Genomic DNA, 22,921 nt, shown 5'->3' with positions numbered 1-22,921 from the left:
GAAAAACATGCTTAATGCCTCGGAGTTACCTATTCCAACTAAAACTCACTGATATAGCAGCAAACTTAGTAAGCAGCCTGCAGCAAAGTAGGCTATATTTTTTTAGTTTTAGGGTGTAGGGTGTAGGGTGTAGGGTGTAGGGTGTAGGGTGTAGGGTGTAGGGTGTAGGGTGTAGGGTGTAGGGTGTAGGGTGTTGGGTGTTGGGTGTTGGGTGTAGGGTGTTGGGTATTGGGTGTTGGGTGTTGGGTGTTAGGTGTTAGGTGTTAGGTGTTAGGTGTTAGGTGTTAGGTGTTAGGTGTTAGGTGTTAGGTCTTAGGTCTTAGGTTTTAGGTTTTAGGTGTTAGGTTTTAAGTTTTAGGTGTTGCTCTTGCTCTTAATATCGCTCTTGTCCTTGGTCATAAATTAGGCCTCAAAATTAGTTGCACATGCAACTAATCAGGCGTATGATAAAATAGTAGCAAGTGCAACGATTCGGAAAATCACTACTATTTTGCTCAAACATAGGAGACATGTTTATGATCGAAAACAGAAATTCGATACCAAGGTGGGTCTCACTCATTTACCGTTACGGACAGATGTATATTGGTGAGCATTTGAAGAAATACGACATCGGCAGAGGGCAGCATATTTTCATCAACGCGCTGTATAAAGAAGATGGTCTCACGCAAGAAGAGTTGGCGGATTATTTGAAGATTGATAAAGGTACGACAGCAAAAGCGCTTAAAAAGTTAGAAGAGCAAGGGTACATAACCCGCACGGTTAGTAAAAAAGATAAGAGATGCAACGAAGTTCATCTGACCGAGAAGGCGCTGCTGATTAAGGGTGATGTGCGGAAGGTGCTGACGGACTGGCGAGAACGTCTAACGTTCGGTTTAACGGATGAGGAGAAACAACTGGCTTTGACTATTTTGGAGAAAATGGGAGATAATGCGTCCCGTTTCGCAGAGGAGCAGGTGGAGCCATGAATATGAAGCTTGCAAGTTCGCTGTTTATCGATAAGCATTTTCATGCTTTAACGCATCGTAATTATCGGTATCTTTGGTTAGGTCAGTGTGTCTCGCTCATTGGAACGTGGATGCAAAATATTGGGCAGTCTTGGCTCGTTCTTACGATCACTGGCTCGCCTCTTAAACTTGGGATTGTTGCGGCATGTCAGTTCCTCCCCATTCTCTTATTTTCCTTGTTTGCAGGCATTATCGTCGATAAGTTTCCAAAGAAGAACATCCTGCTTGTTACGCAAACGGTTGCGATGATTCTAGCCTTTACGTTGGCTATACTCGTCCTGACGGATACTGTAAAGTACAGCTATATCATTGTGCTAGCGCTGCTGCTTGGGCTTAATAACACGCTGGATATGCCTACGAGACAGTCGTTTAATATAGAAATCGTGGGAAAAGAAGATCTCATGAATGCCATAGCTCTCAATTCAACGACATTTAACATGGCAAGAATCGTTGGTCCAGCGATTGGTGCGGTGATGATGGCTTGGCTGGGTGCTGGGTGGTGCTTTTTGCTCAATGGGGTTAGCTTTTTGGCTGTTCTGTATGGTTTGTTTCATATTCAAGCTGCACCCTATGTTCGGAAGAAGAGCTCGCGCGATGGCATGATGAAGGAAATTAAAGATGGAATTGTCTACATTGCGAGAGATCCTTTGCTAGCACAGACTGTTCTGCTCGTAACAGTGATCGGCACGCTTGCTTTTAACTTTAATGTACTCATTCCGGTTTTCACTAAAAGTGTGCTGCACATGGGAGAGACGACGTATGGCACGTTAATGTCATGTCTGGGTGTGGGTTCTTTCGCGGGGGCTCTTACGATGTCTTTTCGCAGTAAGCAAGGGCCAATACTGAAATTAAGTATTATTGCTAGTTTAGTCGTTGCGGTTTGTTTGGTCTTAAATGGACTAAGCACTTCCGTTTGGGTCTGCGGTGGATTGTTAGCACTTACCGGATTTTTCAACATCATATTTGCAACGAATAGTAATTCTTCCCTTCAGATGCATGCCAAAGAGGAGTACCGCGCGCGCGTAATGAGTGTGTATTCACTTGTATTTGCGGGCTCCACGCCGATAGGAAGCATATTTGCTGGTTTTGTCGCAGATCGATATGGTGCGAATGGGGCTTTCGTCTGTTGTGGAGTGTTAACTGGTGTGCTTTGTCTGATTATTATTTGGAATTATAGGAAGAAAGCCGCTAAAAAATCACTTGGTGAGATAGGTACTGCCTCATAAATGAGAGGGAATGTTATTTTTTATTGCAAAAATAACCATTTTTTGGATTGTCAATTGTTGGTGTATCCGCTACAATATGATTTATATTCATGTCGTTATTGGGGAGGGAATCTTGTGCTGGGATTTTTGAAGAAATGGATGCATACACCAAAGCAGGAACCTACGAACGCTGTGGATTATAAAACGATGGAAATCGACGTTGTTATCAAGTGCTTTGTGTCGGATAAAGACAAGCCGTTTCGTGTGATTTTTAAAGTGGAGAAACAAGGCTCATTCTTTTCCAAAGATATTTTCGTGAAAAATGTGGATATTAAGACACCCTACGAACTGGTTTATAACTTCTCCACACTTGGAATGAACTATGAAGAGCTGAAGAAGTACGAAAGCACAGATCATGCTGAGTACAGCTTCGCGACTTTGGAAGAAGCCAAAAAGGTGAAAGATACAACAGTCGACTACATACGCTTTCTTATCCGTGAGCATCAACAAGAAACACTCGCAAAAATTTCATAGGATTCGACCAAAAAGGAGCTAGCGAGAATTCTCGTTAGCTCCTTTTCTGTATAACCTCGAGGCCGCAGTAGTTTGGTATAACATCGCCTTAAGGCAGGTTTCATTATTTTGCTGATTCTCCTGCAGCTGCTTCCGTTTTGTGCTGCTGCACGATTTCTTTCAGTCGGAATTGGCGAAGCTTCGTAATCGATGCAAATTTGGAATCAGCACCCCTGATTTCGAAAAACACTTTGCCATCCTGAATCTGTAGAATTTTTCTTGTATTCACATAGCAATCCGTGTTGACCTTGAAAAAGGAGCTATTTGTTGTAATTTCTTGAATTTGCTCAGTGGTCATGCGTTTTTTAATGTGATAGTTTTTCCCATGGAAAGAGACGAGCCCATGTTCTCCGACACGGAAGTACATAATATCCTTCTCCAGTGCGAAATCCTCATAGGTGTTTCTTGTTTCGAGCGCTACATTCATTTTGTAATCCCCCTTTTAAAATGATAACGCTTACATTTAAATCGTTTTCATCTTACCATATTTTAAAAGAGATTTAAAGTAGTTTTAACCGTAAAATTACCAAAGGACCTAACTCTAATGAGTTAGGTCCAATAGTTAACAGCAGTTTTTGACGAAAGAAATCGTATTTCCCCGGAAATAATTTAAACGACCACGTTACGTGCCACCCAGACGCCTGCAGCTCCAGCTTGGGCCAAGCCTCTTGTAATTCCAGCCCCGTCACCGCCACAGAACAAGCCTTGTATCTCGGTTTCGAAACTTTCACTAAGTTTAGGACGAGCGGAATAGAATTTCGCTTCAACCCCATAGAAAAGAGTATGCTCTGAAGCTATACCTGGCGTTACCTTTTCAAGCGCATGAATCATTTCAATTAAACTCTTCATTGTATTGTAAGGAAGAACAAGTCCTAGATCACCAGGAACAGCTTCGGTTAAAGTCGGCTCAAGGAAGCCTTCGCGAATCCGATCAGCCGTTGACCTGCGTCCGCGCATAATGTCCCCAAATTTCTGCACGATAACACCGCCGCTGGATAAGTCATTCGCATGTTTACATATTTCCCGCGCATATTCATTAGGCTTATCGAAAGGTTCAGTGAATTTATGAGAAACGAGCAGGGCGAAGTTCGTATTACTGGAACCTAGGGCTGGATCCTTGTAAGAGTGGCCGTTCGCTGCCATGACGCCGCTGTGATTCTCGACCACAACATGACCGGATGGATTGCTACAGAATGTACGTACTCGTGTACCCACCGATGTAGTATAAATAAACTTGCCTTCATAAAGATGCTCGTTGATTTCGCGCATAACGACATCCGACGTTTCTACGCGGACGCCTACGTCGACTTGATTGTTATACATTTTGAGTCGACGCTTTCTGAATACTTGCGTTAACCATGCAGAACCATCTCTACCCGGAGCTAACATCACTTGTTTACTATGAATTTTCAGTACCATCCTTCATACGAATGCCTTGGATGACATGTTTGTCTTCCCGTTTGAAAGTTAGGATATCTTCAACTTCAGCTTTGAACTGCATATCGATATGTGTTTTCAAATGTTCATAGATGGATTTCAAAATCATCAAGTTTTGCTCGGTTCCCAGATGTCTAACCTGAGCGCGAAGCAGCTTTAGTCCTGCAGCATAGGAGCGCTGTTCAATATCTTTTACAGCCTCAGTCGTAGGGTCCGTAATATTCTCGGTTGCTCCATGTTGTAGATTAATGCCATCCACATAACGAATCAAATCGATCACTTTGGTTGGTGCCAAATAATCCGTCATCCAACCGCCGAATTCGGTGGTGATGTTGAATTTGCCGTCGCTATAAGCGCCCGCGCCTCCGAAGCCAGCCGTAATGGAACAGGCAGGAAGACAACCAGAGAAGTCCTTTTTGCCTGCTGGGGGAGGACACAGTTTGATTTTACTTTCCAGGATCGGACAACTGCGATGGTAAATATCATGGCCTTTGTCTACGAGCAATACTTTAGCGCTAGGGTGAAGCAATGTCATTTCATAACAAGCAAAAATACCGGCAGGTCCTGCACCAACAACGATAAAATCATATGTTTTCATTGCAATCTCCTCTGGATCATTCAATTTTGGACACAAAAAAACCCAGCCACACGGGTATGCGAAAGCAAGTACCCGTCGTAGCTAGGAAGTTATGGCTCCCTCTAGAGACCCTTAAGCCAATCCTCAAGGATATACGAACGATTTATACGAATGTGGCTATTAGTTACTGACTTGATTATCATAATACGAACATTAAATGATGTCAATTAGATAATGTTCGTGTAATTTCATTTATACAACAATGGAAATCGTAAAGCTGGTTTCGGTTTCTGAGCTGATGACATGAAGGGTTCCGTCATACTTGTCCACTAGTTTTTTGACAATGCTCAAACCTAAGCCGGCGTGGAGTCCTGTTTCTTGTTTCGTAGAGAAGCCAGGCTCGAATATACTTTCTAGACGATCGCTTGGGATAGGGTCTCCGTTGTTGATGACCTTGAATGAAAGTCGATTTCCTTCCAAAATGCCAACTAAACGGACTTCTTTGTCCTCTGCCTTTTTGGAAATAGTAACGGCATCAAACGCGTTATCGATTAAATTGCTGATAATTCGAACCAAATCTGTCGCTTTAACAGCTCCAAGGTTGATCTGATTTAAATTACTGACTTCATGGAAGAATGTAATTTTGCGCTCAACGGCCTGTATAACCTTAGATTGTACAATCGCGCACAAAGCGGGCACATTAATTTGAATAATGTCATTCAAAGCGGTCGTTTCACCAATAATCTCGGTGGTGTAACGATCTAATTCCGTATATTCTTTTAAATGAACGAGGGAATGTATTGTAGCCACATGATTATTGAAATCATGGCGCTGTTCTTTCATGGAACGGAACAGTGAGCCGATATGATCAACGTAAACTTCTTGGATGCTTTCCGCGGTCGCTTCACGATTCCGATTGATAAAGCGGATGCTCAGAATGACTAGGATGAATGCGATGAGTGCGGTTGATCCGATCAGAATGAGCAGGTTCACTTGCTGTTGTTGAATTGATTTTTGCACGGTTTCATAATCGGCTGTCAGACCGATAACAACAGGGGAATCCAGTTGAAGCGGAAAGAACATTTTGAGATACGTTTTTCCATCAATCGTGGTGATAAGCTGCTTGGTTTGCTTCGATTGCATTACGGATTGAACCATTTCTTGATCCCGATCATCTTTCATAGTATAGGACCCGAACAATATTTCCCGATCTGTGAACCATGTGTAGCCTTCCTTTTTATACTGTTCCTGCTGCTTTAGGAAAATCGGTGTATTATAGACGGCAATTTCTTTGGCGCCATGGTTAGTATAGCCATGAATCATTTCATTAATAACAGCATCCACGCCGGTTTCCCGTTGATAGTCTCGGAAGAACGTATCATGCACGTAAGGGTCGAGAATATAATTCGTACGGCCATCGTAATAATAGCCCCATTTGTCAACAAATTGAGGGTTCGTCATGGACGTATTCATGGGTCCTGACCAGTAATGAGGCAGCGCTTGGCCGCTTTGTACATTCGTTTCTTTGGTGTCTAGAAGCTGATTGAACGCTTGGAACCAATCTCTGCTCCAGGTTTTGGTACTCATATTAATTTCCTTGGGCTCGGAGGATTTGTAGCCAATGATGTCATCACCGCTTCGCTTCATTAGTGTAATATGATCGATCATTAACTCCTTACTGAGAACAGTAAGCTCTTCATTCGTCACTTTCTCTATGTCAGGATCGAGTCGGTATTGTGCTGCTAAAGAGGCAGTACGCAGATTTTGACCGATTAGATTTTCAACATATTTCTCTCCCGTTTTGGAATGTTTAATGGAAATGGCGACGTTATCGGCGATAAGCTGCAGCTTGGTTTCAAGCTCAGATGTTAGCATTCTCTTCGTATAATAGTAGAATACGCTATCCGTAAGTAGTACAATAATTAAGGAAATCATTAGGATAAAGATCGAGGAGCGAAGGTGGATTTTCGGTTTTGGTTTGTGTGGTCTGTTCATGTTATCCTCCTAAAAATGGCCATATCTATCAACTATCATAGTATAAAAATACATAGATTACACACGGAACATGGAGGTATTTATGAAAGTAACATTTCTGGGTTGCGGGGACGGTTTTAGTATCGAGCAAGGGCATAATAGTGCTCTTCTTACTTTTGCAGATACGAATTTATGTATAGATTTCCCGGAGTCTAATCATCTTGGGCTGCATCAATTGGGAATGAAGCTCAATCAGATCGAGCATATTTTTATCACTCATCTGCATGAGGATCACGTGAATGGCTTGCAGAAACTCGCTTTGTATCACCGCGTGTACCCAGGCAGAATGAAGCCGAAGCTTTATGTACCTACTGGTTTAAAAGACGATTTGTGGCAAATCTTGCGCCATGGATTGGAGCTGACAACGCGGGGCAAGCGCGTGTTTGAGGACTATTTTAACGTCGAATGTGTGGATAATGCGTTTGTGGTAGCGGGTGTGAAATTCGAACTTGTCCCTACCTTGCATGTGCCAGACATGCTGAGTTACGGTCTTCTATGCAAGCCGTTTTTTTACTTTAGCGGGGATACTAGATTGGATGAAAGCTATATTCGAAGTATCGCCGATGAGGTGAAAACCATTTATCACGAATGTCATATGCAGGATGATCAGCTGCCGTCGCATACGTCACTCGAAGAACTGCTGACGCTGCCGGAATCCATTCAAGCGAAGATGATTCTAATGCATTATGTGGATGATTATTTGGAGGCGGATCAGCGAGAGAAGTTTCATCAGGTGTATAAGTTACGGCTGGCTGAGCCTTTGCTAGAGTATTCGTAGAGTGTATATCTTGCAGCTATTACAGGACCTCCCTTATAATAGTTCTTACAAGGGAGGCGGTAAATATGGCAAATCAATTTGCCGGAATAAGTAACGACTCATGCAAAGCCTTTCATTAGGGCGATCTTTGCATGGGGTGATTGGGAAGTCGTGATCGCCCAAGAAAGCTTAAATCGTTTCTAGTAATGGGGCTTTGCAACTTATTTTATTTTCATCAAAAATAAGGGGCTGAAAAGCAATGAATCAACCATTCATTAGAAACCATCAATATAATGATATTAAGAAGCAGGTCGGTCTGCTGCAAAGTACCTGTAACTCCGTTTCCGATCGGAAAGTGGTAGAGTCGGTGCGATATAACGCGCAAGCCAAACTGAACGAGGTGTTTCCGGAAGCGAATGAGCTGCAAAAGCAAGCACTGGGAAATATAACGCTACTGCAAACAGCCGAAGAGTTTCAGCGCTATTTGCGTTCCTTGGAGCCTTATTTGGCGGAATTTGCGCACGTGACGGAAAATCAGCTGAAGAAGCTTTTTCCCAAAGTCAAAAAATTGAAGGTGCCCGATTTAACGGCCATCGACTATCGGTACGTAACGTATCTCGGCTGGATCGATATCGCGACGAATAAATTGTTCCTCGTTTATCATCTGAATGGGAAACTCGTTGGAATAGAAGGGAAATATACGCCGACGAATAAGAAAGGCGTTTGCTTTGTGTGTAATCGGCATGAAGAGGTTGCGTTATTTACAGCGGTGACCAAATGGAAGCCGGCAAGCGCTACGCCTGATTACTACAGAGCAATCGGCAATTACTTGTGTGTGAACAGCGAAGCTTGCAACAAGAATATAACCGATGTTGCCGTGTTGGAGAAATTCATACAGGGCGTGTTGATTGGTCCGTAATTGCCGTGCTGTATACGAATATCGGAGCGAATTAGATTTAGGAATAAGGATCAGCGTTGGCACAAGTGCCAGCGCTTTTTTGTGTTTGCATCTGCGTTGTCCTACAGCACACTGGGCTGATTTCTCCCATATGTCATCAAAATCCTATCTTTGCAAAAAGAAATGCTGCATCATGCAGGCAATTGTAATCAATAAACCATACAGGTCAACAGAGTTCTATATACAGTTTTTTGGTGCTCGCTCTAAGATGGGGGTATGTCGCAGATGAGAGGGAGATGCTAATAAGTTGTTGAGGTTAGGAATGAGATAAGAAGAAAGTTGAGACAGAATGACAGGATATCGGAGAGGGGGAAACCGGAGTTGTGAACGGAGTATCGCTTAAAGGAATCAGCCGAAATTGGGAATTGTATGTATTAATTTTGCCTGCCCTCGTGTATGTCATTGTATTTGATTACATTCCTATGTATGGTGTTCAGATTGCATTCAAGGACTTCAATGCCGTACAGGGAATATGGGGGAGCCCCTGGGTGGGCTTACAGCATTTTGAGCGCTTTTTTCAGGGGTATTATTTCGAGAGGCTGCTAACCAATACAGTATTGATTAGTGTCTACTATTTAATCATTAGCTTTCCTTTATCTGTGATGTTCGCTCTGTTGATTAACGAAATCAGGCTGGTTATGTTCAAAAAGACGATCCAGCTCGTTACTTATGCGCCTCACTTTATTTCGACAGTTGTGCTGGTAGGCATGATGGCGATTTTTCTCTCGCCGAAGACAGGGTTGGTGAATCAATTTTTCCAATGGACAGGGGGGACCGCTATTGATTTTATGGTGGAGCCGTCATGGTTCAAGACACTCTATGTCTTCTCTGGCGTATGGCAAAATATAGGGTGGAATTCCATTCTGTTCATTGCGGCGCTCGCCGGTGTTGATCCTCAGCAGCATGAATCAGCGACACTGGAAGGGGCAAGCAAGCTTCAGCGCATCTGGCATATCAATTTGCCGGGCATTATGCCTACCGTGATGATCCTATTTATTTTACAATGCGGACAAATTATGGCGGTAGGATTCGAGAAGGTGTTTCTGATGCAAAATGATGTAAATATCAGTGCTTCGGATATTATTTCCACTTATGTGTATCGATCGGGTGTATTGGGAGCTCAGTATAGCTTCTCTGCGGTGGTTGGGCTGTTCAATTCGGTCATTAATTTATTGCTGTTAATCGTAGTGAATCGCATTTCCAAAAGGCTCACAGATACAAGCCTATGGTAAGGAGGGATCAAAGGTGGGCAGACTTGCGCAAACCAGAGGCGATCACGTATTCGATGTAGTGAATTATGTTTTATTAAGTCTAGTAACTATACTGGTTCTCTATCCACTCGTATTCGTGCTCAGTGCATCGTTCAGCAGTCCGGCAGCTGTTATAGAAGGTCAGGTATGGTTGCTGCCGAAGCAGGTTAACGTGCAATCCTATATCCGTGTTTTTCAGGATGACGGGATTATGAGAGGATATATCAATACTTTGATTTATACATGTGCGGGCACAGCCGTTAACATGCTGCTGACCATTGGCGCCGCCTATCCCCTGTCACGTAAGGATTTCGTGGGGCGTCATATGCTGACGATGATATTTGCTTTTACCATGTTTTTTAGTGGCGGGCTGATTCCGACCTATTTGCTGGTCAAAAACCTCGGCTTGCTCAATTCCATCTGGGCGATTATTTTACCGAGTGCCGTGTCGATGTGGAATATTATTATTATGAGAACGTTTTTTCAGGGTATTCCGGTTGAGCTTCAGGAGTCGGCACAGATAGATGGGTGCACGAATCTTCGTATGTTGTGGAGCATCATCCTTCCTTTGTCTATGCTGGTTATTGCCGTTATGCTGTTATTTTACGGAATAGGCCACTGGAATTCTTTTTTCAATGCACTTATATACTTGTCGGATTCTCAGAAATACCCACTGCAATTAATTCTTAGACAAATTCTTTTGCAAAATCAGATGGGGAGCATGGTCAGCGGCTCAGAAACGTCGGTTGACCAACTTATGCTGACGGAGGGCTTGAAATATGCCGTCATTATCGTCTCAAGTCTGCCTGTCTTATTACTATACCCATTTCTTCAACGTTACTTCGTTAAAGGAGTTATGATTGGAGCTATCAAAGGCTAAATTAGGGGGATCCATACGATGAATACTATTAAATCTATGAAAACAGGTTTTGTCGTCATTTTGGCCACGTGTGTGTTGGCTGCTTGTATGAATGTAGATAAAGCACCGCAGAAGGATAAAGCTAAAGAAGAGAATAAAATTCTGAATGAAACGGGCATGCCTATCGTGAAGCAGCCAATTACACTTCGTATGATGGCGGGCCAATCGCCGCTTCAAGGGGAATGGAAGGATAAGATTCTTTGGAAGGAAGCAGAGAAAAGAACGGGCATTCACATCGATTGGAACCTAGTACCGCAAGCAAGTCTGGAGGAGAAGAAGAACCTCCTTCTGGCTACCAATGATATTCCAGATGCCTTCTATGGCGGAGGGATTAATTCGCAGGATATGATCACTTATGGACAGCAAGGTTTGTTTATTCCATTGAATGATCTGATCGATAAGTATGCACCTAATTTCTCCAAAATCCTGAAAGCGAATCCGGAAGTGCTCAAAGGGATCACCGCTCCTGATGGCAAAATTTATGGACTTCCTAAAATGTCTTCGAATATCACACACCGAATTGGTACTAAAATGTTCATCAATCAGAAATGGCTGGATGAAGCAGGGAAGAAGATGCCTTCGACAACCGCTGAGCTCTACGATGTGCTCAAAGCGTTTAAGGCAAAGGATCCGGAACGTATTCCGCTGAGCAGTACAGATATTAACAATACATTGCGTTCTTTAGCAGGAGCCTGGGGACTTTACAGTCGTGGCAACGCCAACCCTTACGTCGACTTTGATGATAAAGCGGGGGCCATGCGTTTCATGCAGACAGATCCGAAATACAAGGATATGCTGACATACATGAACAAGCTGTATGCGGAAGGCTTGCTGGATAAGGAGATTTTCACCAACAATGCAACTATTCTTACCGCTAAAATAGCCAAAGGGCTTGTGGGAGGATTCTCAAATATTAATGTCGTGCCTGCAGGTCAATTGAAAACGAATTATGCTGGATTGGGCGCTGCTCTGAAAGGTCCCTTCGAAGATCAGAACTGGGGAGGCATTAGCCCCGTCCTGCAAAATCAAGGAGCATTCGTCATCACCAAAAATAACAAACAGCCGGAAGCCACGATGCGCTGGGCGGATTACTTTTTGGATGGGGACGGAGCTGTTTTATACTGGATGGGCATAGAAAACAAGACCTTCGAGATGAAGGATGGTAAATATCGATTTGTACAGGATATTGTGAACAATAAGGACGGCTTGACCCTGGATCAAACGATTTCACGTGAACTTGTTTCGCCGTTCTCTGTGCATCCGATTGTTCGTGAAGAGCGCTTTGCTTGGGATACCGGGGAAGGAATGCCTGAGGTTATTGATGCAGCCAACAAACTGAAGCCGTTCGTGCCTAAAGAAATTTGGCCTGCGTTCTTGTTTACCAAAGAAGAAAATGATCGTTTAAAAGCTTTGAGCAACGATATCCACACCTATGTGGGTGAGATGCAGACGCAATTCATCATGGGGAAAGCACCATTCTCCAAATGGGATGAGTATGTCGCGACGATCAAGAAGATGGGACTGGATGAATATATGAAAATTCATAAAGACGCTTATGATCGCTACAAACGCAATTAGGCAGAAAGAGAGGAAGCGCCATGAGGCCTAATTTTGATTTAGCGTTGGAAGGGGCGGCGGTTCAGCCCGTGAACAGGGATTGCTACCGGGTTCGCCAATGGCAGGGTATCCCAGGTATAGAATGCGCCCCGGACAACAGGTTGTGGGCGGCATTCTACAGCGGGGGCAAAGGTGAAGGCCCCAGCAATTATGTCGCTCTCGTCAAGAGCGAGGATCGCGGAAAGACCTGGTCTGATCTGCTCTATGTAATCGATCCACCGGAGCAGGTGAGAGCCTTCGATCCTTGCTTATGGAGGGACCCTTCGGGACACTTATGGGTATTCTGGTCCCAAAGCTATAGTTGGTACGATGGGCGCTGCGGTGTATGGGCTTCGGTTTGCGCGGATCCGGGAGCTGAGGCGCCAGTATGGTCTAGTCCTAGACGCATTGCAGATGGTATTATGATGAATAAACCGACTGTGCGGAAGAATGGAGAATGGCTGCTGCCGATTGCCGTATGGGCTTGCCATGAATCACCGCTGAATGAGCTGCCGGAGCAAGCCTTTTCGAACGTTTACGTTTCGACGGATCAGGGAGCAACCTTCCAGTTGAGGGGTTCTGCAGACATTCCAAATCGTCACTTCGATGAGCATATGCTAGTCGAGCGCGAGGATGGCAGCTTGTGGATGCTGGTCAGAGCCTTCTACGGAATCGGGGAAAGTGTCTCTCAGGACGGCGGACGCACCTGGTCGCTTGGCAAGCCGACTATGCTTGGCGGCCCCAGCTCTCGTTTCTTCATCCGTAGACTGCAATCAGGCCGTCTGCTTCTGGTTAATCACTATGGGTTCAAAGGGCGAAGTCACCTGACTGCGATGTTGTCCGAGGATGATGGCCTTACTTGGAAGGGCGGACTAATCCTTGATGAAAGAGGAGATGTCTCCTACCCGGACGGTGTCCAAGATCAGGAAGGTAATATCTATGTGATTTATGATAGGGAACGGGACAAAGCAAAGGAAATATTGATGGCGGTGTTCACGGAAGAAGATATCGAGGCAGGAACATGTGTATCCGAGCATGCTGTCTTACGGCAAGTGGTTAATAAGGCCTGCAATTAAGAAAGTCCGGTAAAGGAGAAAGACGACTTATGAGCACAGGAAAAAAGCAGAGAACACCTCAGGTTTCACGACTTATCACTTACTTTTTTTCCTATTTGTTCGTGGTCGTCTTTCTGTTAGCGGCCATCGGAGGCTTCGTATATACGAAGTTTTTCGATACGCTTACGGGCATTGTCGAGCAATCGAATATCACCTCATTAAAGCAAATCCGCGACCAGATCGATCAGCGGTTTAATGAATTAAGACAAATGTCTTTGCAAATTTCCAGTAATCACAAGCTGATGCGTTATACGTTCTCTGAAGGGGGCTACGAGGCGAAGCAGGGGATCCAGGAACTTAAGTCATATGGCTCGACGCATTCCTATTTGCTGGATATCGGCCTCTATTTCAATGAAATGGAGGATCGCAAGGTTTATGCAGCAAGCGGCGTCTATGATCTTGACACTTTTTTCGATAAGGTTTACCCTTTCGAGAACTTGAACCATGATCAGTTTGAGAAGCTTGCAGCGGGATTGAAGGAGCCTTATTTATTGCCAGTACAATCGATAAACTTGAATGGAGCCAATAAGCTTGATGCGGCTATCTACATGTTTCCTCTACCGGGCAATGGCGTTAAGCCCACACAGGTGATTCTCTATATGATCAGTGGTGCGGAAATGAAACGGGCCATTGGCGGGAGTATTAAGGAGTTTGAAGGAGAGGCATTCATTATTGACAAAGAGGACCGAATTATCGTATCCGCTTCTAGTGGGAGAGATGAGGGTAAGGACGCGGCCAGACTCCTTCAATGGCTGCCGGCTGATAGAACTGCTTCCTTAGTGAGCAGCCTAAATTTGCCGGAAGGTCCTCACTCTTCGGTTCAACTTGCATCCGGATTTATGCCCTGGTCCTACTATGTGGTAGTGCCGACTGGCCAGTTTCTTACTGTTGTTAGGCAGACTCAGACTATTTTTTATGTCATCGTGGCTTCGGTGCTGCTGCTTGGGATCGGGTTGTCGCTGTTCCTTGCCAGACATCATTACAAGCCGATCAAAAAATTGATGGATTCCGTTCGGAAAAACCATGCTTCAGAGGAACACCGGCAAAATAATGAGCTCGATTGGCTAAGCGAAGCGTTTGAGCATATGAATCTGGAGAATAACGACCTGCGTTCACATCTCAAAACGAAATCGGCCGCTTTGAAGGAAAAAGTGATGGCAGATCTAATTAAGGGCAATGTGAGATCCCAGGATGAGCTTGATGAATTATTGGGTAAAGCGGGCATGCAGCTTGCTTATGAACGATTTGCCGTATTGCTTATTCGGATCGATGATTACCGGAATTTTGAAAAGACCAATACCCCGATCATTCAGAATGTTCTCAAATACAGCATTGTGAACGTGTCTGAAGAGATCTCCATGGAGGTAGGCCATGGCTATGGCATTGATCTGACGGAGAACCGAGGCATAGCGTTATTAGCAGGCATAAAGGCCCAGGAAGGAACAAGCTGTGAGGAGATGCTTCATGAGGCTGCGGGAAAAATTCGTGATTTTTTCGAGCGGCTTTTTCCATTTACCGTAACGATCGGGATCAGCGAGCTGTTTCATCATGTTTTGGATACGCCAGTCTACTACAAACAGGCGGTTGAAACGTCCCATCGCCGTTTCTTAGAAGGGGAAAATGTCGTTTTGCATTATCAAGACGCAGCACTCAAAGCAAGCTCCCCATATGAGTTTTTGGATGAAGCTGTATCGAAACTAGTTAAGGCAATTAAGCTAGGAGACAGAGAATTGGCAGGGGCTGTGATTGCCGATGAGATCAACGAAATCCGCAGCAGCTTTTTGACGCCTGGATCCGCGCGGGCCATTTGTCAAGGTATGAGTATAGCTGTATTCAAACTCGCTAAGGAGATTTCCAGAAAAGAGCAGGACCCGTACTTAGACGAGACGTTGCAAGCTTTTGCTTTTGAAACTATGGAGGAGTTTGAGCGCATCTTCATTCGTTACTGCATGCGTTTTGCCGATGAGATGAGCAGTAAGAAGGAAAGTCGGAATTTCGAGCTGCGTGATAAAATTGTGAATTACGTATCGCAGCACTATGCGGACGTTACCTTGAATTCAAACAAGCTTGCTGATATCTTCGACGTCTCACCCTCCTATTTGTCACGGTTCTTCAAAAATCAAACAGGGACTACGCTTAGCGACTTTGTGGAAGAAACTCGTATGAATCAGGCGAAGGAGATGCTGCAGGCCAAGTCGATGAGCGTCAAAGAGATTGTTGAGCGCGTCGGCTATACAGACCAATCTCACTTTATCCGTAAGTTTAAAAAGCGAGAAGGAGTCACACCTCAGCAGTACAAAATGCTGTTCCCTAATGTAAGGGAGTAACTGAGTAATTTCTGTAAACTTTTGTGTACGTGCACTTCTAGGCATTCCCCCACATAGACTAATAGTAATCTCTAAGCGGAGGCTACCGAAGCAGTCATGCTCCGCAATACGCTCAAGGGGGTAGCTGGAATGCCTGGATTGTTTGGTACAATTGCTTTGTTGATCAAGCAGCTAACGCTACTTGTGTCCTACGTCAAAAATAACGCGTTTCCACAACCTCTCACAGAGGAAGAAGAAGAAAAGCACTTACGGTTAATGGCTGAGGGGAACGACAACTCACGTAATAAGTTAATTGAACATAATTTAAGACTCGTTGCGCATATTGTTAAAAAATTCGACAATACAGGAGAAGATTTAGAGGATTTGATCTCGATCGGGACCATCGGATTGATCAAGGCCATCGAGTCGTTTTCGCCGAACAAAGGGACCAAGCTCGCGACTTTTGCGGCTCGTTGTATCGAGAACGAGATCTTGATGCATCTGCGTTCATTGAAGAAAACGCGTAAAGATGTTTCCTTGCATGATCCCATCGGAACGGACAAAGAGGGGAATGAAATCACGTTGATCGACATCCTCGGAACGGAAGCGGATGATGTCGTTGATAAGGTTCAGCTTAAGATAGAGAAGAGCAAAATCTATCGCAATCTGGAGATATTGGACGATCGCGAGAAGGAAGTCGTCGTCGGGCGCTTTGGGTTGGAACTTGGAGGGGAAGAGCGTACGCAGCGGGAGATTGCGAAGGAGTTGGGAATTTCGCGTTCGTATGTGTCAAGGATAGAGAAAAGGGCGCTCATGAAGCTATATCATGAGTTTTATAAGGCGAAGCGGTAAGGTCGAAGTTCTTTAATCGCATTCTTCATTTATTTGGCATCAGATAATGGAGGCGAAGACAATGACAGCCTTAATCCAAATTGAGCATGTTAGTAAATTTTACTATATGGGCGGAGAAACCATTCGGGCGTTGGATGACATTACGTTAGACATCGCGCAGGGTGAGTTTGTCGCTATTATGGGTCCATCGGGCTCAGGAAAGTCCACGCTTATGAACATCATTGGCTGTTTGGATGTTTCGGACGAAGGGCTATACGTCCTCGACGGGAAACAGATTCACGCCATGAGGGATTCACAGCTGGCAGAGATTCGGAATCGGAAGATCGGATTTGTTTTCCAGAGCTTCAACTTGCTGCAGAGATTAAGCGCCTATGAGAATGTGGAGCTCCCGTTGATCTATCGTGGCATGACGAGGAAACAGCGTGAGCCGCTTGTCTTGCAAGCGTTGGAAGCCGTGGATTTGTTGGATCGAACGAAGCACTTTCCTTCGGAGCTGTCTGGAGGGCAGCAACAGCGTGTGGCGATTGCACGGACATTGGCGGGTGATCCGCCGATTATTTTGGCAGATGAACCTACAGGAGCATTGGACTCGAAAACAGGCGTGGAGATCATGGATATTTTCAGACGTTTGAATGAGCAGGGACGGACGATTATTGTGATTACGCATGATCGGCAGATTGCGGAGCAGGCGAAGCGGGTAATAAAGTTTAGAGATGGTAGGTTGGTTTTTTGAAGTGAACAATGCTAGTAACAAGTTTCGGCCTTACGAGATAAATCGTAGGGCTATTACTTTCTTTAGGATGAAGAAAAAGAAGCAACAATAATTCTATTAGACAATGGAAGATTGGGCGACGGAGCTGAATTATTTGTTATCACAGGGATGGAAGTGGTTAGTAAAAAGTTCTTTGGGACGAGCGTCCGTGAGCCCATTTCGGGAGCATTTGGGCAATTGAAAAAGAGAGCTAATGTAAATCATGGTTCTCTTTTTCTCTTACCAAATCATAGATGACATAAGGATTTATAGAATCGGATAGGAGGAATCAGGATGAACACGAAGACAAGTCCTACAATTCGGGCTGTTTTGTTCGACTTCGATGAAACACTGTCCACCCTGCGAGCGGGCTGGGAATACATAATGGCTCCATTTATGAAAGAAATTATCCTTGGCCTCCATAGGCTGAATGAGGAAGAGGAGAAAAGATTAGAAGCGGAAATTGATGCGTATATTCAGCAATCTGCTGGCATCCAAACTGTGCTTCAAATGGAATGGCTTGCCCAACAAGTACGGAACAAAGGTTGGAATCCAATCGATTGGAATGCCTGGGATTTCAAAGCCGAATTTAACTGTCGGCTGCTCGAGCAGGTGAATGATCGCATTCGTAAGCTACAACAAGGCAAGCTAAGTGCAGAGAATTTTTTGATGAAGGGGGCAATCCATTTTCTAATTGAGCTTTAGAACCGACAAATTGAGATGTACGTTGCAAGTGGGACCGACCATCCAGACGTCCTTCATGAGGCGGAAGTGCTTGGAGTTCGGCAATTTTTTAAAGAAATAGCGGGGGCCCCTGTCGGTCGGGCTGACTGCTCCAAGGAAAAGGTAATCAAGGATCTGCTGGAAGTGAAAGGATTTACGGGAGGCGAGGTGGCTGTAATCGGCGATGGGAAGGTGGAAATCCGTCTAGGCAAAGAGAAAGATGCACTGACCATTGGATTGGCTAGCGATGAGTATAAACGTGAAGGGATCGATGCGATTAAAGAGGAACGGCTATTGAAAGCGGGAGCCGATCATATTGCAGGTGATTATTTAGATCTTAGTCATTGGTCGATGTGGCTGAGATGGTAATCGAATCAACACACGACGGCGAAATTAAAGCGACCCCACTGGTATGCGTGGGATCGTTTTTTTTTGACTTAGCCGTCTGTACCTGTGGAACCTGCTTGCACACCTAGAATACGGGGGCAATATGACTTTTTGCATCATAGCGGAGAAATGAATCAAGGTCCAAATAGCGGAAAAACGGTACTTTTAACACCAATTTGGGTATTCAAATGCTCAAAAATGGTGTGCTATGATCCTCGTGTTAGCAAACCAAATACATGGGAGGAATTATTCGATGAAATCAAAATAGGGGATTATGGCGATTCACTGATTGTTATGTAAACGTATACACACGCAAGAAAGCAAGCGTTAAAGGGTATTTTTTATTAACAATATGAAAGGACGTGACCCTGTTTGAAGAAGATGAAACGTTTAAGCCTCTTATTGTCTCTAAGTTTAGCTTTTAGTATGTTTGGCTCTGTAGTTGCGGATGCAGCAGCGCCGGAAGGCATTACCCATTCTAGAATGATGCCCGTCGACACTCTTGCCAATCACGGTTCTACTATGGTGGAACTGCCAGATGGCTCGCTCTTCTCTGTGTGGTTTAACGGAAATGGCGAAAGAGATGGGAATTTAACTAAACTAATCGGTTCTCGCTCGAAAGATGGTGGTAAAACTTGGACAGAACCATTTGTTGTTTATGATACATGGGATTTCCCAGATAACAACCCGGTTCTTTTTGTAGATAGCCAAGAAAGACTATGGTTGTTCTACGGCGTCATTTACAATGGACAATGGGTATCTACTCAAACTAAGTTTATGTATGCCGATAAGGGCAGCTATGAGTATGACGTTCGCAATGGCGGAAATGCGAAGTGGCACTATCCACAGCCAATATACACCAATGTTGGTGAAGGCATGTTTGGCGAAGGCTTATACAAAAATGGACAGTGGACCTATGGCATCAAGGGTGCTGATATTAAGTTTGTAAAACCAAGTTCAGTGACTGCCAATAGTCCTCTGGACCCGTCAAAGTATGTACCAGTAACTTCAAAGTTTGACGCTGCTCCTCGTTATATTACAGACAGCTTTGTTGTCTCGATGAGAAATAAATATGATCAGTACATTTCATATTTGAATTCCGCAAAGCCTTACGATGATGTATATGAAGGTAGAACAGCTGAAGTCGTCAATTTGCTTACCACTGGAGTCTTTACTCCGAATGGTACTGGTGGTTATACCAAATATGAGCCGCCAATTATTAAAAATTCAATTGAACGTGCTTCTGGTGCAGATAATAACGTTAATACATGGGGACCCATTTACCGCAGACTTGGATGGCAAACCAAAAATAAACCGATTGAAGTAACACTTGCAGATGGCGTAACCAAAAGATTAATTTTGCCGTTATATTCTGATTCATTGTCAAATTCAGTTTGCGCATATACCGACGATCACGGCAAAACGTGGAAATTTAGTGACCCTATTGTAGGATCAGGTACGATTCAGGGCTCGCTGATTCGAATGAATAATGGCACGATTCGCGGTTACTTTAGAAGCGGTAAGTTAGACGGCAGAAACGGACGCATGGCATGGCACACTACATACTCAGAGTCAACCGATAACGGAGTAACATGGAGTGTTCCGAAAGTCGATCCTTACTTGAAAAATGATGGCGGCTTTGAACTTTCCAAGCTTCCAAATGGCGACTGGTTGATAGCTACAAATCAAGAAACCGCACGCGGCATAGTTAAGCCTACTCAAGACGGTAATAGAAGTTCTTTCAGTTTATTGATTTCTTCCGATGAAGGATTGCATTGGAAGCCGATCATGATTAAGGATGGCATGAACAATGGTGAAACCTATGAATATCCATCGGTTGTCGTTGACAGTGCTGGGAACGCTTTGATGAACTACACTTATAAAACACCATCTGGCCCAACGATTGGCTTCTCTAAAATCGCAAACAACGAGATAGGGACGTTATTTAGTTCTGTTACGACAGCAACTTACGGCGCTGGACTTACACCGACTGATGACAGTGTTACAAAATTGCCGACAATTGTACTGAACGTAGGAGAAACTACGTCACTCAAGTACAACCTAACAATAGGCGGAGAATCTTCCGATGTAGCAATCAATACACTTACTTTGACTTCAGATTTGGCTGCTGTAGCTACTATTAACTCCACGACCGGGGTCGTGACTGCACTTAAAGCAGGAACTGCAATGATAACTGCTGTAAGCAACCAATACGGAACAATTTATAAATGCATCATTAAAGTTAACTAAGTTACCCATTGAAAGGAGTAATGTAGATGAAAGGGAAATTCAAGTTACTAACTACACTGACTGTTTGTGCAGCGATCTCTGTAACAAGTATAGTTCCTGCTGCCTTGGCTGCTCCTACGGGAACATTTAGCTATTCTGATAAAGCTGTAAGTATTTTCAATCCAATCAAGGATAATGGTGCTACAGGCGACCACATACACGGTTCCAGCATTGTAGAATTGCCAAGCGGAGAGTTGTTATGTGTATGGTTTCAGGGAAATGGTGAACGAGATGCGACTACGACACGGATTATGGGAGCACGATCAACGGATGGTGGAAAAACGTGGTTGACACCGTTTGTAATGACCAATGCACAAGATATTGCTGATATTAATCCTGTCGTATACGTTGATTCCGGCGACCGTCTCTGGTTTTTCTGGTATCCCGTGTTGGCGGGCAGATGGCAAACTTCTCAACCTAGATATGCTTATGCCGAAAAAGGCAGCTATGAGATTGCACAGATTGGCAACAATGTGCCTAACTGGACATTTTCTGAAAATGTTGGGATTAAACTCGGTAAAAACATTGGCGGTACAGTCGATCCGAACAGCCCAGACGATCATATAAGTCTGTCGCTCGATGATAGACCTGGAGCAACATCAAGACCTTCTTGGGCCACACGACCTGTTGTTGCCCGTCCAGAGTTGGCAAAAGGTTTCGTGAATACGATAAAAGCCAAGCTTGCTGGGCAAAAAGAGTATTTGTTCAAACCAGTTGCAGATGGCGGAGCAGGTATGAGCCGTAAAGTAAATGAAGCTGGATTTGATGGTCTAGTCACCCAGATTATGCAGCTCAGTGGCGGCGACCCAACTCAATATCTGTACGCTCCGACAGTAGCGGACAAAATTTATGAGCCTCGTTCAGGTTATCCGTTAGCCCGTCGGATCGGCTGGCAGACCAAAGATAAGCCGTTTGCGGTAGATCTTGGCAACGGCAAAGTTCGTTTGCTTCTGCCCCTGTATTCGGATGTCCTGGAAATGAGCATTATGGCATTTACAGAGTATGATCCTTCCAAACCTCTTGAGGACAACTCGGTTCGTTGGGAGATGAGCGAGCCTATATTAGGCGTCGCCAACATTCAGGCCACGATGGCTCAAAGAACAGACGGCACTATCGTAGCTTATATGCGTGATAACGGTCCAAGACCTTATCGAGTGGTGTCTTCCGAGTCCAAAGATAAGGGATTGACATGGTCAACGGTCAAGGACGTTCCTGAACTGCAGGATCCGGGTGTAGGACACGATCTTCTGCAGCTTGAGAGCGGCAATTGGGTGTTCGTTCACGTAGATACGGAATCGAGCCGGAACACGTTGGCTGTTGCTCTTTCAGATGATGAAGGAAAGACATGGAAATATAGAAAGCATCTCGTCCTGGATACAAGAAGCAGTACGGGAAGCTATCATTACCCTGCTGTAACGCAAGGCGAGAATGGGGATATCCTGATCAGCTTTAGCCGGTTTTTCTCATCTCTGGATAAGGACTCTGTTAATCAATCCTTGGGCAATTATAAGAATATTGCATTTGCGAGAGTTACCGAGGACTGGATTAAGCAGGGGGATACTGTAAACATTATCAGGGAATATGAAAGCTTCGATCGTGAAATTGCAGTTCCTGCATCTTTCAATATCAGTACTGCATCCGATAGTGCGATTAAAGCCCTGTTCCCATCTACAATTAAAGCATATACCTCCTATAAACCGGGGGCAGAGAACGGTGTGCTTCCTTCAGTTGATTTGCCAGTAAATTGGGATTTTGCAGCTATTAAAGCGAATTATAAACTTAATTCTTTAATTAGCAACCTTACCGGTGTTGTTGATGAGACAAAGCTTCCGCAGGGTGTAACAAGCGATATGCTGCCGTTCTTCAAAGCACCATTGAGAGTATATTTGTACGTTGATCCGGCAGCGATTGCTGCGCAAACGGTGGAGCTTGAAAAGAAAAATATTGCAATAGGCATAGGCAACTCTGAACGACTTGTTGCAACCGTATCTCCTGCCAATGCAAGCAATAAAACAATTTTGTGGATTTCCAGTGATTCCAGTATTGCCATGGTAGATGAGTTAACAGGTCTGGTTACAGGTGTAAGTAAAGGGAAAGCGGAAATTACTGCGACAACGCTGGACGGCGGCTTCGTTGCAACAACGAGAGTCGTTGTTGTACCAGGTAATGCTAGCAGCAAGTAGCCGAA

19 protein-coding genes, 1 pseudogene and 1 riboswitch are annotated in these 22,921 nt (G+C 44.4%); of the genes and pseudogenes, 17 read left to right on the top strand and 3 right to left on the bottom strand.

Annotated elements, in window-relative coordinates; all coding sequences use genetic code 11:
* The first annotated feature begins 515 nt into the window (after positions 1-515).
* The 3 genes from AC58UU_RS19120 to AC58UU_RS19110 all read left to right on the top strand — a co-directional run bounded on the left by AC58UU_RS19120 (position 516) and on the right by AC58UU_RS19110 (position 2,743).
* Positions 516-965, top strand: coding sequence for a MarR family winged helix-turn-helix transcriptional regulator (locus AC58UU_RS19120; RefSeq protein ID WP_307446301.1), 450 nt, complete (start codon positions 516-518; stop codon positions 963-965).
* The gene (locus tag AC58UU_RS19115) at positions 962-2,230 is read left to right on the top strand and encodes an MFS transporter (RefSeq protein ID WP_497318277.1); all 1,269 of its coding nucleotides are present in this window, start codon (positions 962-964) and stop codon (positions 2,228-2,230) included. The genes AC58UU_RS19120 and AC58UU_RS19115 overlap by 4 nt, the downstream gene beginning before the upstream one ends.
* Positions 2,231-2,344: 114 nt before the next feature.
* Positions 2,345-2,743 (top strand): hypothetical protein, encoded by a 399-nt coding sequence (locus tag AC58UU_RS19110; RefSeq protein ID WP_056836124.1) that lies wholly within the window; start codon positions 2,345-2,347, stop codon positions 2,741-2,743.
* A 103-nt stretch (positions 2,744-2,846) separates the two neighbouring features.
* Here the strand turns inward: AC58UU_RS19110 and AC58UU_RS19105 are convergent, their stop codons facing one another.
* From AC58UU_RS19105 to AC58UU_RS19095, 3 genes and pseudogenes are all read right to left on the bottom strand, one after another.
* Complete coding sequence (locus AC58UU_RS19105; protein ID WP_497318275.1) at positions 2,847-3,209, bottom strand: LytTR family transcriptional regulator DNA-binding domain-containing protein; 363 nt, start codon at positions 3,207-3,209, stop codon at positions 2,847-2,849.
* Positions 3,210-3,391: 182 nt separating this feature from the next.
* A pseudogene (locus AC58UU_RS19100) lies at positions 3,392-4,817 on the bottom strand (NAD(P)/FAD-dependent oxidoreductase).
* A 58-nt stretch (positions 4,818-4,875) separates the two neighbouring features.
* A riboswitch (purine riboswitch) is annotated at positions 4,876-4,974 on the bottom strand.
* A gap of 74 nt (positions 4,975-5,048) precedes the next feature.
* Positions 5,049-6,791, bottom strand: a complete 1,743-nt coding sequence (locus AC58UU_RS19095) for a sensor histidine kinase (RefSeq protein WP_497318273.1) — start codon at positions 6,789-6,791, stop codon at positions 5,049-5,051.
* Between the two features lie 82 nt (positions 6,792-6,873).
* Between AC58UU_RS19095 and AC58UU_RS19090 the strand changes: the two genes are divergently transcribed.
* The 14 genes from AC58UU_RS19090 (at position 6,874) to AC58UU_RS19025 (ending at position 22,916) form a co-directional block, all read left to right on the top strand.
* The gene (locus AC58UU_RS19090; protein WP_497318271.1) at positions 6,874-7,608 is read left to right on the top strand and encodes an MBL fold metallo-hydrolase; all 735 of its coding nucleotides are present in this window, start codon (positions 6,874-6,876) and stop codon (positions 7,606-7,608) included.
* A 238-nt stretch (positions 7,609-7,846) separates the two neighbouring features.
* Entirely contained in the window at positions 7,847-8,506 is a 660-nt protein-coding gene (locus AC58UU_RS19085; RefSeq protein ID WP_497318269.1) for a FusB/FusC family EF-G-binding protein, read from the top strand.
* Between the two features lie 362 nt (positions 8,507-8,868).
* Positions 8,869-9,777: an ABC transporter permease gene (locus tag AC58UU_RS19080; RefSeq protein ID WP_497318267.1), complete on the top strand. Its 909-nt coding sequence runs from the start codon at positions 8,869-8,871 to the stop codon at positions 9,775-9,777.
* 13 nt (positions 9,778-9,790) lie between these two features.
* The gene (locus AC58UU_RS19075) at positions 9,791-10,675 is read left to right on the top strand and encodes a carbohydrate ABC transporter permease (RefSeq protein ID WP_497318265.1); all 885 of its coding nucleotides are present in this window, start codon (positions 9,791-9,793) and stop codon (positions 10,673-10,675) included.
* Between the two features lie 18 nt (positions 10,676-10,693).
* Positions 10,694-12,292 (top strand): type 2 periplasmic-binding domain-containing protein, encoded by a 1,599-nt coding sequence (locus tag AC58UU_RS19070; protein WP_497318263.1) that lies wholly within the window; start codon positions 10,694-10,696, stop codon positions 12,290-12,292.
* 20 nt (positions 12,293-12,312) lie between these two features.
* Complete coding sequence (locus AC58UU_RS19065; protein WP_497318261.1) at positions 12,313-13,386, top strand: sialidase family protein; 1,074 nt, start codon at positions 12,313-12,315, stop codon at positions 13,384-13,386.
* 29 nt (positions 13,387-13,415) lie between these two features.
* Positions 13,416-15,752 carry a helix-turn-helix domain-containing protein gene (locus tag AC58UU_RS19060; RefSeq protein WP_497318259.1) on the top strand — a complete coding sequence of 779 codons (2,337 nt, stop codon included), beginning with the start codon at positions 13,416-13,418 and terminating at the stop codon, positions 15,750-15,752.
* A 129-nt stretch (positions 15,753-15,881) separates the two neighbouring features.
* Positions 15,882-16,583: an RNA polymerase sporulation sigma factor SigK gene (gene sigK / locus AC58UU_RS19055; protein WP_057306034.1), complete on the top strand. Its 702-nt coding sequence runs from the start codon at positions 15,882-15,884 to the stop codon at positions 16,581-16,583.
* A gap of 61 nt (positions 16,584-16,644) precedes the next feature.
* The gene (locus AC58UU_RS19050; RefSeq protein WP_497318257.1) at positions 16,645-17,316 is read left to right on the top strand and encodes an ABC transporter ATP-binding protein; all 672 of its coding nucleotides are present in this window, start codon (positions 16,645-16,647) and stop codon (positions 17,314-17,316) included.
* Positions 17,317-17,628: 312 nt separating this feature from the next.
* Positions 17,629-18,039, top strand: coding sequence for a hypothetical protein (locus AC58UU_RS19045; RefSeq protein WP_497318255.1), 411 nt, complete (start codon positions 17,629-17,631; stop codon positions 18,037-18,039).
* Between the two features lie 15 nt (positions 18,040-18,054).
* The gene (locus AC58UU_RS19040; RefSeq protein ID WP_497318253.1) at positions 18,055-18,426 is read left to right on the top strand and encodes an HAD family hydrolase; all 372 of its coding nucleotides are present in this window, start codon (positions 18,055-18,057) and stop codon (positions 18,424-18,426) included.
* Between the two features lie 147 nt (positions 18,427-18,573).
* Positions 18,574-18,744 carry a hypothetical protein gene (locus AC58UU_RS19035; protein ID WP_497318251.1) on the top strand — a complete coding sequence of 57 codons (171 nt, stop codon included), beginning with the start codon at positions 18,574-18,576 and terminating at the stop codon, positions 18,742-18,744.
* Positions 18,745-18,927: 183 nt separating this feature from the next.
* A complete protein-coding gene (locus AC58UU_RS19030) occupies positions 18,928-20,694 on the top strand; it encodes an exo-alpha-sialidase (protein WP_497318249.1) in 1,767 nt (588 codons plus the stop codon).
* A 26-nt stretch (positions 20,695-20,720) separates the two neighbouring features.
* The gene (locus tag AC58UU_RS19025) at positions 20,721-22,916 is read left to right on the top strand and encodes an exo-alpha-sialidase (RefSeq protein WP_497318247.1); all 2,196 of its coding nucleotides are present in this window, start codon (positions 20,721-20,723) and stop codon (positions 22,914-22,916) included.
* Positions 22,917-22,921 lie beyond the last annotated feature (5 nt).

The sequence above is a fragment of the Paenibacillus sp. JT22N1 genome (genome assembly GCF_059692155.1).
Note: the sequence above shows the minus strand (reverse complement) of the source record. Positions and strands in the feature narration are given on the sequence as shown.